At 40.1% G+C, this 13909-nt stretch carries 10 protein-coding genes; 4 read left to right on the top strand and 6 right to left on the bottom strand.

The window, feature by feature from the left end:
• Positions 1 to 11: 11 nt before the first annotated feature.
• From I6F44_RS10565 to I6F44_RS10555, 3 genes are all read left to right on the top strand, one after another.
• The gene (locus tag I6F44_RS10565) at positions 12 to 773 is read left to right on the top strand and encodes a SapC family protein (protein WP_197173749.1); all 762 of its coding nucleotides are present in this window, start codon (positions 12 to 14) and stop codon (positions 771 to 773) included.
• 53 nt (positions 774 to 826) lie between these two features.
• Positions 827 to 2305 (top strand): SLC5 family protein, encoded by a 1479-nt coding sequence (locus I6F44_RS10560; protein ID WP_007580003.1) that lies wholly within the window; start codon positions 827 to 829, stop codon positions 2303 to 2305.
• 323 nt (positions 2306 to 2628) lie between these two features.
• A complete protein-coding gene (locus tag I6F44_RS10555) occupies positions 2629 to 4761 on the top strand; it encodes an alpha-galactosidase (protein ID WP_197173748.1) in 2133 nt (710 codons plus the stop codon).
• Positions 4762 to 4941: 180 nt separating this feature from the next.
• Here I6F44_RS10555 and recG read toward each other — a convergent pair whose 3' ends face one another.
• Genes recG through asnC form a run of 3 tightly spaced genes read right to left on the bottom strand, consistent with a single transcriptional unit; the run spans position 4942 to position 8277 of the window.
• The gene (gene recG / locus I6F44_RS10550) at positions 4942 to 7023 is read right to left on the bottom strand and encodes an ATP-dependent DNA helicase RecG (protein WP_197173747.1); all 2082 of its coding nucleotides are present in this window, start codon (positions 7021 to 7023) and stop codon (positions 4942 to 4944) included.
• A gap of 58 nt (positions 7024 to 7081) precedes the next feature.
• Positions 7082 to 7768: a tRNA (guanosine(18)-2'-O)-methyltransferase TrmH gene (trmH, locus tag I6F44_RS10545; RefSeq protein ID WP_007580009.1), complete on the bottom strand. Its 687-nt coding sequence runs from the start codon at positions 7766 to 7768 to the stop codon at positions 7082 to 7084.
• A gap of 41 nt (positions 7769 to 7809) precedes the next feature.
• On the bottom strand, positions 7810 to 8277 hold the full coding sequence (asnC, locus tag I6F44_RS10540; protein ID WP_165722215.1) for a transcriptional regulator AsnC: 468 nt from the start codon (positions 8275 to 8277) through the stop codon (positions 7810 to 7812).
• A gap of 197 nt (positions 8278 to 8474) precedes the next feature.
• Between asnC and asnA the strand changes: the two genes are divergently transcribed.
• Positions 8475 to 9470, top strand: a complete 996-nt coding sequence (gene asnA, locus I6F44_RS10535) for an aspartate--ammonia ligase (RefSeq protein ID WP_165722213.1) — start codon at positions 8475 to 8477, stop codon at positions 9468 to 9470.
• Positions 9471 to 9519: 49 nt separating this feature from the next.
• Here asnA and I6F44_RS10530 read toward each other — a convergent pair whose 3' ends face one another.
• The 3 genes from I6F44_RS10530 to spoT form a co-directional block, all read right to left on the bottom strand.
• Positions 9520 to 11127, bottom strand: a complete 1608-nt coding sequence (locus I6F44_RS10530; protein ID WP_007580013.1) for a DUF342 domain-containing protein — start codon at positions 11125 to 11127, stop codon at positions 9520 to 9522.
• Between the two features lie 151 nt (positions 11128 to 11278).
• On the bottom strand, positions 11279 to 11671 hold the full coding sequence (locus I6F44_RS10525) for a RidA family protein (RefSeq protein ID WP_007580015.1): 393 nt from the start codon (positions 11669 to 11671) through the stop codon (positions 11279 to 11281).
• 12 nt (positions 11672 to 11683) lie between these two features.
• The gene (spoT, locus tag I6F44_RS10520; RefSeq protein WP_007580016.1) at positions 11684 to 13789 is read right to left on the bottom strand and encodes a bifunctional GTP diphosphokinase/guanosine-3',5'-bis pyrophosphate 3'-pyrophosphohydrolase; all 2106 of its coding nucleotides are present in this window, start codon (positions 13787 to 13789) and stop codon (positions 11684 to 11686) included.
• Positions 13790 to 13909 lie beyond the last annotated feature (120 nt).

Below are 13909 nucleotides of genomic sequence, written 5' to 3'. Positions count from 1 at the left end.
GATGTGTAACTATGGCTATTAGTGAACTAGTAAACACCAAACACCAAACATTAAAAATTAACCCCAATGCAGCCGTTGAATACGCAAAAACGCAGCATTTAGTTAATTTAAGAGCAAATGAAATAGCAAAAGCAGCCTGCGACTTACCTATTTTTTTAGCACGTAATACACAAAATGGCAGTTATACAGTATCAGCGTTAACCAGCTTTAGTGCAGGTCAAAGTTTATTGGTTAATAACAACCAATGGCAGGCACTTTACACACCGGTATGTATGCAAACCCAGCCTCTTTATTTAATGACCCGAGAAGCAAATAGTAGCGATTATTTTATCGCGATTGATGATCAAAGCTCAGCCGTAAACACGCAGCAAGGTGAGGCACTATTTGATGCTAAAGGTAACCCGAGTTTATTTTTAAGTGCACAGCAAAAACTGTTAGAAAGCGACTTAAAAAATGACTATCAAACGTATCAATTTACCCAAGAAATTGCTCGGTTAGGGCTCATTAAAAACATAGATATTGTATTGCAGTTTGAACAAGGCGAAACCCAAACTATTCAAGGTTTGAGCACCGTTGATGAAGACAAACTGCAAACATTAGATAGCAATACCATTGCAGAACTACAAAAGCAGGGTTACTTAAGTGTGCTTAACAGTATGCTTATTTCTCTGTTTCAGTTAAATGCATTGGTAAAGCTGCATAACCAACGTCCCGAACTTATGCCTTTAAAGCAGATTAAGTTAGAACTAAGTCGAGATGCGCACGCGCTGTAGCGTGCACTTTTTTATTACACAGACATTGCGCATAACGCGCAGGAGACACACACATGTCAGATAACATTTTACAGCTGGTGGTTTTTGTTTTTGTCACCGCTTTAATTGGTGGCCTTACTTATTGGAAATGCCGAGGCCAAAATCGCAATAACGGACAAAGCCAAACCAAAGAGTATTTTTTAGCGGGCGGTGGCCTTACTTGGATGTTTGTTGCAGGTTCAATCACATTAACTAATTTAAGTACTGATCAGCTTGTAGGTATGAATGGTAACCAAATGGCTTTACTGGTTTGGTGGGAGCTTGCAGCAATTATAGGTTTGATTATTTTAGCCAAAGTGTTCATTCCTGTTTATTACAAATACAACTGTACAACGACCACAGAGCTTTTAGAAAAGCGCTATAACAACAAACATATTCGCGCTGTGATTGGTGGTTTATTCTTTTTAGGTAATGCACTTATTTATATGCCAGCGGTTATTTATTCTGGCGCGCTATTTATGCAAACCATGTTTAAGGTTGATATTCCGCTAATGTATATCGCCACCGCATTTGCCATTATTGGTGCTGTTTATGCGTTTTTTGGCGGTCTGCGAGCAGTTGCTGTATCGGATACCTACAATGGCATACTTGTACTAGGCATGGCTGTTTTAGTCGTGTTTTTAGCACTTAATGCGATTGATTATGACTTTACGGGTATTCCTGAGGAGCGCTTAACACTCATAGGCGATGCTGACTCACCTATTCCGTGGCCAACACTTTTAACCGGTATGATCTTTATTCAAATGTATTACTGGGGTACTAACCAAACAATCACACAGCGAGCAATGGCAGCACCTAATGTTAAAGAAGCGCAAAAAGGTATATTTGCAGCTGCGGGTATTCGTTTTTTAATCGTCCCTGCAATTGTGGTATTACCGGGTATTATTTCGTTTAAACTTTATGGCGATATTGGCGACGCGGCTTATGGTCGAATTGTGGGTGATGTAATGCCAGCATGGTTAACCGGTGTATTCGCAGCGGCAATGGCAGCAGCTGTACTTTCTACTTACAACAGCTTATTAAATTCAGCTACAGCACTATATGTGTGTGACATTCACGAAGCGTACTTTAATAAAGAGCCAAGTGTTGTAAAGCTAAGTGGTTACGTAACATTGCTACTAACAAGCTTAACACTGGTACTTGTACCAATTTACCAGCAAGCAGACAGTATTATTAACTTACTACAGCAATTAAATGGCTTATTAAGTATGCCTATATTCTCTATTTTTGTAGTGGGCTTATTATTTAAAAATGTTGATGCACGAGCGGGTATTGCAGCAGTAATTTTAGGTGTTGTAATGTACGGCATGCTTACATTTGCAAACTCACCACTACATACTGACATTCATTACATTCACTTAATGCCAATTACACTGATTGTATGTGTAGCCTTTGCATTGATAGTAAATAAAGTGGTATTTGGTTTAAATGCGCAGTGGGCAGGTAAAACACCGGCACTTGATGACGCAGGCCAAGCACAAGTACAAAAATAACGTATAAATAGTTTAAGCTGACAAAGTCGGTCATGGGGCAACTCTGGCCGATTTTTTTATATGTATAAGAAATTAGTAACATCACTTTAAAGTTAAGGTTAGTTTATAGCTTTTTGCTACAGTGGTACTTCCAGTGAGTTTATCTGACTATTTGCGATGTAAAGACTATCAAAACCCAATTTATATGATATATACTATTATTGTTGAATGTCACTGTCTGATAGATTGTGGCTCAAGCAAAGAGATACATTTAGTACATAGTGTAGCTTACTAATTTTCGTTATATTTATAACTCACACAATGAACAAGAGGATAGGAAAATCATGGCCGACACTAAATCATTTTATCGATTAGACAGTGTAAACAGCACCGTTATTTTCGACTGCCAGAGCAAAACACCGGCGTTACTGTACTTTGGTAAACGCCTATCTGAGCAAACAACAGAAACAATGCTTACTCAGCTTGCTACCCGTCAAGAAGTAAAATGTGCCGTGGTTGAAGAAGCGCCTATTTCTCTATCTCCTTTATTAGGCGAAGGCTTTACTGGCGCGCCAGGCCTTGAGCTAGTAAATGATTCAATCGCATGGTCAGTTGGGCCAGAGCTTCAAGAAGTGCGTCAACCTTCAAGTGCGACTGTTGAGTTTGTAAGTGTAGATAAGCTCCGTGGTATTGAAGTCGTGCACAGCATTACGCTTGACAACAACAGTGACGTACTAAGTGCACATACTGTATTAACTAATTTAGGTGACTCACCACTGGGCGTTAATTTTTGCGCCGCGCCAACATTTCAATTGCCAGATAGCGTAAGCAAAATAGTGAGCTTTGAAGGTCGTTGGTCAAATGAATTTCAACGTCAATCGGTTGATTTAGTCTTAGGCAGTTTTGTTCGTGAAAACCGTAAAGGCAAAACATCACACGATGTATTCCCTGGTTTATTAGTGCATAACGAAAATGCAGGCGAGCAGCACGGCGAATGTTACGGCTTTCATTTAGGTTGGAGTGGTAATAATAAACTACGCGCAGAGCTTTTAGCTGAAGGTCGTCGTTATGTACAAATGGGTGAGCTATTACTTCCTGGTGAGCTTACGCTTGCTAAAGGTCAAACGTATCAAAGCCCGAGCATTTATGGCTCGTTTTCGAGTGAAGGTTTTAGTGCGCTTTCTCGTAATTTTCATCGTTTTGTTAAAGCTAATTTACTTAGCCAAGCACAGCGTGAAAAAACGCGTCCTGTGCATTACAACACATGGGAAGGCATTTACTTTGATCACGACGTAGATACGCTTAAGCAACTAGCCGACAAAGTGGCCCCGCTAGGTATTGAACGTTTTGTACTTGATGATGGTTGGTTTAAAGGCCGCCGTGGCGACAATGCAGGCTTAGGTGATTGGACAGTAGATTACAAAATTTACCCCGATGGTTTATCACCAGTTATAGATCATGTGAATAGCTTAGGTATGGAGTTTGGTATTTGGTTTGAACCAGAAATGGTCAACCCAGATAGTGATTTATACCGCGCGCATCCTGATTGGGTTTTAGGCTCCCAAAACAACGAACAGTTAAGCTTTAGAAATCAGCTAGTACTTGATTTAACGCGCTCTGAGGTTGTTGAGTACCTATACAAAGCGATTGACGATATTTTAGTTGAATACCCAACTATTAAGTACATTAAATGGGATATGAACCGCGATATTAACCATGCGGGTAATTTTGATGGTAAGCCAGCAGTGCATCAGCAAACATTAGCACTTTATCGTTTAATTGACCGTATTAAAGAGGCGCATCCAGGGCTTGAAATAGAAAGCTGTTCGTCAGGTGGTGCACGTGTAGATTACGGCGTACTTGCACACACAGACCGTGTATGGACGTCAGATTCAAACGATGCGCTTGATCGCCTTGAAATACAGCGTGGATGTTCGTTCTTTTTCCCATCGTCGGTTATGGGGGCACACGTAGGCCCACGCGATTGTCATATCACAGGGCGTAATGTAAGTATTGAAATGCGTGCTGCGGTATCAATGTTTGGCCACATGGGAATCGAAATGGACCCACGTGAACTGACCGATCACGAATACAATGCCCTTAAAGCGGCAATAGCACTTCACAAAAAGCATCGTGAGTTTATTCATAGCGCCGATTTATACCGCCTTGATAGCGACGATTTATCAATTAACTTTGGTTTAATTGATGAGCAAAAAACAAAAGCGTTATTTGCCTATAACAGCGTTCGCGAAACACCGCGTACAGCGCCTAATAAGCTTCGTTTTGTTGGTCTAGATGCCGATGCGCAGTACACACTTAATTTAGTGTGGCCGGTAAAATTTGAAGAGTATCGTCCATCTTCTATTGCAGCGGTAAATGGACAAACATTTACCGGTGAAGCGCTAATGCAGTTTGGCTTACAAATGCCAATATCATTCCCGCAAACATCGCTTATATTTGAGCTTAATAAAGCTTAAATTTAACTAAGAGCAGTAAAAGGCGCTAATCGCTTTTATACTGCTTAGCTTAGCTTAGCTTAGCTCAGTTTAGATATCAGTAGTCAGCTCTATATTGTTTAGGGCTGGCTTTTTTATATCCTTTGTAAGCTAATTTAGTAAATTAACTTAGTAAACTCAAAAGTATCGAAAATAGAGTGGTTACGCTTGCGCGTAATTTTGCTTGTTACCCAACCAACGTTGAATTAGTGGGTCAACAACCTCTGGGTGTTGCTTAAGCATTTGCTGTGCAATCGGTCTTACTTGATTAAGTATGTGCTTATCACGGGTAAGATCGGCAATTTTAAACTCGGCTAACCCTGTTTGTTTTGTACCGAGTACTTCACCAGGGCCACGAATTTCTAAATCGCGCTCTGCTATCACAAAACCATCGTTACTATCGCGTAGTACACCTAATCGCTTTTGAGCGGTATAAGACAGCGGCGCATGATATAAAAGCACACAATGCGATGCAGTAGCGCCACGGCCAACGCGCCCACGTAACTGATGCAGCTGTGCTAAGCCTAAGCGCTCAGGGTTTTCTATAATGATTAAGCTCGCATTAGGGACATCTACACCAACTTCAATAACCGTAGTGGCAACTAAAACATGTATATTGCCTGCTTTAAACTCGCTCATAATGGCTTGTTTTTCAGCTGATTTCATTCGCCCATGTACTAAACCTACGTTTAGCTCTGGTAATGCTTCTTTTAACTGTAGTGCACTGTCCTCCGCTGCTTGGCATTGCAGTACTTCAGATTCATCTATAAGTGTACATACCCAATAAACTTGGCGGCCTTGCTCGTTACACGCTAATTTAACGCGGGCAATAATATCGTCTCTGCGAGTATCTGGAAGTGCTACTGTTGTGATTGGCGTACGCCCAGGTGGTAACTCGTCAATCACAGAGGTTTCTAAGTCGGCATAGGCTGTCATAGCGAGCGTACGTGGGATAGGTGTTGCGGTCATAACTAGTTGATGAGGGTAACAATCACCAAACTTACCTTTTTCGCGTAGTGATAAACGCTGGTGGACACCAAAGCGGTGTTGTTCATCAATAACGATAAGCACTAAGTTATTAAACTTAACTTCATCTTGAAATAAAGCGTGAGTACCTACAATCATTTGGGCTTCACCAGAGGCTATTTTTTCAAGTGTTGCAACGCGCTCTTTGCCTTTTGTTTTACCGCCAAGCCAAGCAACTGTTATACCTAGTTGATTAAACCACGTTGTAAAATTAACGCCATGTTGCTCTGATAAAATTTCAGTAGGAGCCATTAAAGCTACTTGAAAGCCCTGCGCAATGGCTGTTAGTGCACTAAGTGCTGCTACTAGGGTTTTACCTGAGCCTACATCGCCTTGTACTAAACGCATCATGGGATACGCGTGTTGCATGTCACCTTTAATTTCAGCAACTACGCGGCTTTGCGCATTTGTGGGGGCAAAAGGAAGTTGCTCTAAAAATTGGCTTTCTAATGTGTTTACCGGATTTAATGCCACGGCTTTAACTTGTTGCCCTTGCTCTCTTACTTTCAATAAGCTGAGGTTTTGAGCAAGTAACTCCTCAAATACAAGGCGCTGTTGAGCAGGGTGAGTACCTTGCTCTAATGCAGTTACATCAACATCATTTGCTGGGCGGTGCAGTAATAATAAGGCGTCACTTAGTGGCATATTTGATGGCTGCCACTGTGAAGGCAGTAGTTCTTCTACTGAGTATTTATGCAGTAAATCAATAGCCTGTTCGCTTAAAGCTCTAATCGATAGTTGCTTTAAACCTTCGGTTGTTGAATAAACGGGTGTTAATGTGGTCGCTACCGGCTGCTCGTTGGAAGTATCGCTGATGCTGTATTCAGGATGACTCATTTCAAAACCAACACGGCCACGGCGCACTTCACCAAAACAACGTATTATTTTACCAGCACTAAATGCGTTTTTTTGTGCGGCGGTAAAATTAAAAAATCGTAGTGTTAGCCTGCCAGTACCATCATTGATTTGGCAAACAAGCATGCGCCTTTTACCAAACGTAATTTGGCTTGTTTCAATTGTTGCTTCAACACTTACGTGGCTATGAAGTGACAACTCGCTAATCGCGTATAAGCGAGTGCGATCTTCATAGCGAAGTGGCAAATGAAAAAGCATATCTTGCACAGTTAAAATACCTAGCTTTAACAAACGCTCAGCCATTTTTGGGCCGACCCCTTTGAGCTCTGTAATTGGGTATTGATTTAAGCTAGGTTTAGACAAATTATATCAATCTTATTATTTGTGAGTAGGCTAAGTGTACTTACAGAGCTTTAGTCCATCAAGTATGTTTTAAAGCTTGCCAAAATTGCTCGTCAGCGACTATTTCGCCGTTTTCATCAAGTGCAGGATAAGGTAATTTTTTTTGTTTACACTGCCTTGCAATAATAGGGTGGCAGCCTTCAAAGTAAAGTGGATGTTTAACTTCGGCGCTCAGCATATCTCTATTATATAAACCAGCCAGCTCGCGTTGGCGCTGTGCTTCAAACAATATTAGCGCAGCAGCAACCGAAACATTTAGTGATTGCACCATGCCTTGCATTGGAATAATAATATTTTGATCGGCATATTCTAGAGCTTTTTCTGATATCCCCGTTTTTTCTTGTCCAACAATAATAGCCGTTGGCTTGGTGTAATCTACTTCTCTAAAATCAACGGCATCTTCTGATAGATGAGTCGCTAATATTTGTATTTCTGGATTGCGTTCACGCATTGCAGTAACGGCATCATCAATATTTCTATGTAAGTGCGTCTCTAGCCAGTTTTTACTGCCACCTGAGGTATTATTTGTTAGCCATTTTTGCTTTTCAGGCCATACAGCATGTACGTGATGGCAACCAACCGCATCAGCACTTCGTACTATTGCAGATAAGTTATGGTGTTTGTGCACGTCTTCTAAACACACGGTTAGGTCTGTTTGACGGCGCGAAAGTACGTCTTCGATTCTTTGATAGCGAGTTTGCTGCATGGTTATCCTCTTTTTTCGGCAATTATACGAGATTTTTGCAGTTAAGGCATTACCGTACGGCTAATTGGATTTTGTAGAGAAATAAGTGTTTCTGTTGATTGAATGGCTTCTATTGCCTGTATTTTATTAATCAGCACATCTTGTAAGTGATCAATGGACTTTGTCATTACCTTTATAAATATACTGTAGTTACCTGTTGTGTAATAAGCCTCTACCACTTCCTCCAATGCTTCTAGCTTTATAAGCGTTTGCGGGTAATCTCGTGCGTTATTTAAATTAATGCCTATAAAGCAGCACACATCGTAGCCTAGCTGTTTAGTATTAATCGTTAATTGGGTGCCTGTAATGATCCCTGCTTGCTTCATTTTTTCAATTCTTACGTGAATTGTCCCTGCGCTTACATTAAATCTTTTTGCTAATTCGGCGTACGCAGTACGGGCATTTGCCATTAACGCATGAAGTATCTGTTTATCGAGATTATCGAGATTATCGATTAAATAATTTTCCATTATATTTTTCTCATAAAATTATCGAATATATGGTTTTTATACCATTTAATTAATGGTTTTTATATATTAAAGCTATTTTTGTTATGGGATATTGAATTAATCCTTTAAATCGTTACATTAACTTCATTAAGGGCGTTAATTAGATCGCTTTTTATCAATTAAGCAAGTAACAATAACTGGGAATGAGGCCAATTATTATGAGTTCACACTATGTGCAGCAACAGCAGCAAATAAGTAAAGTTAAGCAATTTTTTTCACAACAACTAGAAACCCAACTTGGGCTGGTTGAGGTTCAAGCCCCAATTTTGGCTAAGGTTGGCGACGGTACGCAAGATAACTTAAGCGGCCATGAAAACGCAGTTGCTGTAAATGTGAAAGCGATTACAGATAGCCGCTACGAAGTGGTGCATTCACTGGCTAAGTGGAAACGTAAAACACTGGCAACTTATGGCTTTAGTGTTGGTGAGGGTATTTACACTCAAATGAAGGCTTTGCGCCCAGATGAAGATTCATTAAGTCCTATTCATTCTGTATATGTTGATCAATGGGATTGGGAAAAAGTAATTAACGAAACGACAGAACGTTCGCTGGCAACACTAAAGCAAACTGTTCAATCTATTTATAAAGGGATAAAAGAGACGGAAGCTTTTGTAAGAGAGTCTTATGGCTTAACGCCTTTTTTACCGGACGATATTAAGTTTGTGCACAGTGAAGAGCTACGTAAAATGTATCCTGACTTTAGTGCTAAGCAACGCGAAAAAGCCATTGCACAAGAATATGGTGCTGTATTTTTGATTGGAATTGGTGGCGCGCTTGGAGATGGCAAAATTCATGATGTAAGAGCCCCAGATTACGATGATTGGTCTACGCCAACATGCGATCAATATATGGGTTTAAATGGTGATATTTTAGTATGGAACCCAGTACTTGAAGATGCATTTGAAATATCATCAATGGGTATACGTGTAAGCCCTGAGGTTTTAAAAGCGCAGTTAAGTACAACTGGAGATGAAGACCGCTTAGAGTTTGATTGGCATAAAGCGCTACTACAAAGTAAATTTCCGCAAACGATTGGCGGTGGAATAGGGCAGTCTCGCTTGGCTATGCTATTGCTACAAAAGCAGCATATTGGCCAAGTACAAGTGGGTGTATGGCCAAGTCAAACTTATGATACGGTAAGTGGCTTACTTTAAATTGTAAAAAAGTGAGTTAATTTGAGTGCTCAATAGAGCACTCAATTTTTTAGTGTGTTTTAAACTCTATTTCAATTTTATTATTTAAAAGTTTAACGTTGCACGGAGGGTAATTGCGGATTGTTTTAAGTACTTTATCAAAAATATGGATCTCTACACCTGAATGCAAAACAGAATTCACCGTTAAATTAGCGTCGCTAAGTAAATCGTGTAAGTCGTGATCTAAGTTTGAAAGACGTTTTTCTAATAGCTCTGCTTGCTCACAGTAATGTTTTTGAGTAGCTCCAATTTTAGTAATTAATATTTTCTTCTTTTCGGCATCCTTCACTAAATCAGTTTTTTCTAGCGCTGCTTGCAGCGTATCTAATTGTGCATCTGTTTTAGCTAAGTCTTTAAAGCAATTATCAGTATCCGCTGTTATTTCAGCGCCAGAAGCCGCTAGGTTAATAATCATTTTAGCGCCTGATTCATTCCCTATTTCGCCAGCAATGAGAGTTGTTGCATCAAGTATTTCACCACCAAATATTTTACCCTTAGGTAAGTCGGATTGGCCTACTTGCAGTAAGCGTTTAGCTTTTATTACACAATGGCTTGTTTGGCGATCAATAAAAATATTATTTGCATCGAGGTAACAATACTGTGAGTGAGATACATGAATATCACCTAGCGCAATTAGCTTGCAAGAAAGTGACTTACTATCCATTTTTTGATGGCCAATAATGCCTTGTTTAACCGTGATGTTTCCGCCTGCAGTAAGCTCGCCAGATTCAACCGTGCCAAATATAGTAATATCGCCTTTGGCAGTTACTTTCATCCCTGGGTCTATATTGCGAGTAACAATAACACTGCCTTGAAAGTCAATATGGCCGCTTTTTACATTTACATCTGAAATGGTAAAAATATCGTCGACACGCATACCATTATTAATTTCAACCGGAACACCAGCAATAGTAGAGACTAACTCAAGCGGATTCATTTTTGATATTTCAGTGCCTTCGCCGGCGACTAATTGTTTATTTTCTCCGGGTTTTGCGGGCAGTATGTCACCTATTACGGTAAAGCCTTCTTTACCGGGAGTTGCAGGTTGCTGGCGAATAAGCACAGAGCCAGGTTCTACGCTTGCAAGCTTGCCAAAGTCGCGCATATCCACACTGCCATCTTCTTTGAGCTTGGGCGCTTTTAAACGGTCTTTTAAAGTCTCTACGGTTGTTATTAGTTTAGTGGCTAAACCATCGCTTGGGAGCCTACCTTTAGCTAATATCCCCTTAACGACAGATCCTGCAGAGTGTTCAGATTGTTTTTGTAGCAGCTGTTCTAAAAAAGCTTGTTTATACCCACGCACAATACCTGCTTTAACGAGTTGTTTTTTTGCATCTTCTAAGCTTAATAACTTTCCACCTTGGGCAAGCGTTAGCTCGCCAATGGCCAGCATTTTATCGTCGCTAATTGTTACATTTAAAGTGGCATTGTGTTTTGTTGCTACAACGAGAGTTTGTTGTGTGTTTTCGTTTTTAAAAAAATCATTAATAGCGTCATGATCTATTTTACAGTCGCAAAAAGCTGACTTTTCGAGAGCCTCTAAAATAAATGCAGCGCTGGGAGGAATATGCTCTTTTACATCAAGTAAAACATTTCCATTGTTGGCAAGCTTAAACACGAGTTAATCCTTTTTTACTACTTAAGTTAAGTTTGTTTTTTAAAACACAACTACAGATTGCTAGAAATTTACTTATGAGTCAAGAAGTCAGATAAAACGAAGTGTGGAGCGAAAAATAAAGGCTATAGAGAAGCTCTATAGCCTGTAATACTTAATTGGTAGAAGGTAATTCCATTATTCCGTCTATTTCAACTTGTGCACCTTTTGGTAGTGCACGAACACCTAATGCAGCTCTAGCTGGGTAAGGTTGTTTAAAGTATTGGCTCATCACTTCATTTACAGTGGCGAAGTTAGATAGATCAGTTAGGTAAATATTGATTTTAACTAAATCATGAATTTTTCCGCCTGCTTCTTCACATACCGCAGCAATATTTTTAAATACTTGATGCGTTTGCTCGCTAAAATCTTCTGAAATCATTTCCATCGTTTCTGGAACTAATGGAATTTGACCAGATAAATAAACAGCGGTACCTACTTTAACTGCTTGGCTGTAAGTGCCAATAGCTGCAGGTGCTTTGTCGGTAGAGATAAATGCTTTATTCATGTGTTTCCTATTTTATTTTTTACGATAGACTTTTTGTACATCAGGCATAACGCGAATGCGGCGCATAATGTTAGCAACGTGGATACGGTTTTTAACGGTAACCCCTAAATCTATCACGTATAAATTACTTTCTTTTTCATCGGTGGCAATTTCGACAATATTGGCTTGGGTTGTAGCGACAACATTGGTTAGCTTAGCTAACGCGCCTTGATGGTTAATAATTTCAACTCTCAGAGCTGCAATATATTCTTTTTCTGGGTTATCGTCCCATTTTACAACTAAGTATTTAGAACGCTCATTTTCCCAACCACGAATATTTTTACATTCTTGGCGGTGAACGGTCAGGCCCTTACCTTGGCTTATATGAGCCGTAATGGCATCGCCTGGTACAGGTCGGCAACACTTAGAGTAATTCACTAACATGCCTTCAGTACCAATAATGGTCGCTTTAGCTTGGCTTGTTATATCAGTTAAATCGTCATTGTCATTTTGCAATAAGCGCTTGGCAATTAACATACTCATTAAGTTACCAGAGCCAATTTCTACAAGTAATTCAAGAAGCGTAGTTAGTTCGTGCTCTTCAAGTACTCTCGCTATATTTTCATCAGCAATGCTATCTAGTTTGTTTTCGCCTAATGCCGAATCAAGTAAACGACGCCCTAAAAGCATAGCCTCTTCATGATGCTGGCTTCTAAGGTAATTACGAACACCCAAGCGTGCTTTACCAGTAACAATAAAGTTTAGCCATGTTGCATTAGGGTGGGCACCTGAGCTTGTTATTATCTCTATGGTTTGCCCTGTATCTAATGGCCTACTTAAAGGATGTGGCTTGCGATTAACGCGAGCGCCTACACAAGTGTTGCCTACATCAGTATGAACAGCATACGCAAAATCGACTGCGGTAGCGCCCATTGGTAGCTCAACAATACGACCATCAGGTGTAAATACGTAAATTTCTTCTGGGAATAGCTCAGTTTTTACGTTTTCAATAAATTCAAACGATGAACCCGCACTTTGCTGAAGCTCTAATAAGCTTTGCATCCATTGGCGAGCACGTTGCTGCGAAGTATTACCGGCACCATCACCTGATTTTTTATACATCCAGTGCGCCGCTACACCTTTGTCGGCCATCTGATCCATATCGTGAGTACGAATTTGAATCTCAACAGGTATTCCGTGTGGGCCAACTAATGAAGTATGAAGCGATTGGTAACCATTAGTTTTTGGTACAGCAATATAATCTTTAAAGCGTGTTTCTATAGGCTTATAAAGACTATGAGCCACACCTAATACGCGATAACACGTATCCATAGAATCAACTGCAATTCTAAACGCGTAAATATCCATAACTTCGTTAAATAGCAGTTCTTTATTAAGCATTTTTTTATAAATACTATATAAATGTTTCTCACGGCCTGACACAGTCGCTTTAATGCCTGACTCTTCAAGACGTGCTTCTATTTCATGTTGGATATTAGTGATAACTTCTTTGCGATTACCACGTGCTTTAGCTACTTCAGATTTAAGTGCGCGATGACGCATAGGATATAAAGCTTGAAAACCTAAGTCTTCAAGCTCATTTTTAATATCGTGAATACCTAAGCGGTTTGCTATTGGCGCGTAAATCTCAAGCGTTTCACGTGCTATTCTGCGGCGCTTATCTGGGCGCAGTGCCCCTAAAGTACGCATATTGTGCGTTCTATCAGCAAGCTTGATTAAAATAACTCGAATATCCTGAGTCATTGCCATAATCATTTTGCGGTAGTTTTCAGCTTGGAATTCTTTTTTATCTTTAAAGCTGAGCTTATCGAGCTTACTTACACCTTCAACGAGTTCTGCCACAGTTTCGCCAAAAATTTCGGCTAAATCTTGTTGGCTAAAATCAGTATCTTCAATTACATCATGCATTAGCGCGGCCATGAGCGTTTCATGATCAAGATGCATGCCTGCAAGAATTTGGGTTACTTCGACTGGATGAGTTATGTAAGGTTCGCCACTTGAGCGAGTTTGTCCTTCATGGGCCTCTCGGGCTACCACGTAAGATTTTTGAACCAGCTCTACATCAGCAGCGGGCAAGTATTCTGAAATTTTCTTTTTAAGACCTTCAAAAAGATACATTCACACTCCAATGTTCTAGGGCCTGTTGACCTTTCAGGATTAAAATTTGTTCAATCTAGGGGCGATTTAATCGCGGCGCGAGGTTTTTAGCCTAGCGGGCTAAGTAAAAATCGAGCAACA

Source organism: Pseudoalteromonas sp. NZS11_1 (genome assembly GCF_015864275.1).
In the GTDB taxonomy this organism is placed as follows: Bacteria; Pseudomonadota; Gammaproteobacteria; order Enterobacterales; family Alteromonadaceae; genus Pseudoalteromonas; species Pseudoalteromonas arctica.
Note: the sequence above shows the minus strand (reverse complement) of the source record. Positions and strands in the feature narration are given on the sequence as shown.

What these genes read in the sequence shown, in the direction of transcription:
- I6F44_RS10565 (WP_197173749.1), top strand. Translation starts at nt 12, where the DNA reads ATGGCTATTAGTGAACTAGTAAACACCAAACACCAAACATTAAAAATT.
- I6F44_RS10560 (WP_007580003.1), top strand. Translation starts at nt 827, where the DNA reads ATGTCAGATAACATTTTACAGCTGGTGGTTTTTGTTTTTGTCACCGCT.
- I6F44_RS10555 (WP_197173748.1), top strand. Translation starts at nt 2,629, where the DNA reads ATGGCCGACACTAAATCATTTTATCGATTAGACAGTGTAAACAGCACC.
- trmH (WP_007580009.1), bottom strand. Translation starts at nt 7,768, where the DNA reads ATGCAGCAAACTCGCTATCAAAGAATCGAAGACGTACTTTCGCGCCGT.
- asnC (WP_165722215.1), bottom strand. Translation starts at nt 8,277, where the DNA reads ATGGAAAATTATTTAATCGATAATCTCGATAATCTCGATAAACAGATA.
- asnA (WP_165722213.1), top strand. Translation starts at nt 8,475, where the DNA reads ATGAGTTCACACTATGTGCAGCAACAGCAGCAAATAAGTAAAGTTAAG.
- I6F44_RS10525 (WP_007580015.1), bottom strand. Translation starts at nt 11,671, where the DNA reads ATGAATAAAGCATTTATCTCTACCGACAAAGCACCTGCAGCTATTGGC.
- spoT (WP_007580016.1), bottom strand. Translation starts at nt 13,789, where the DNA reads ATGTATCTTTTTGAAGGTCTTAAAAAGAAAATTTCAGAATACTTGCCC.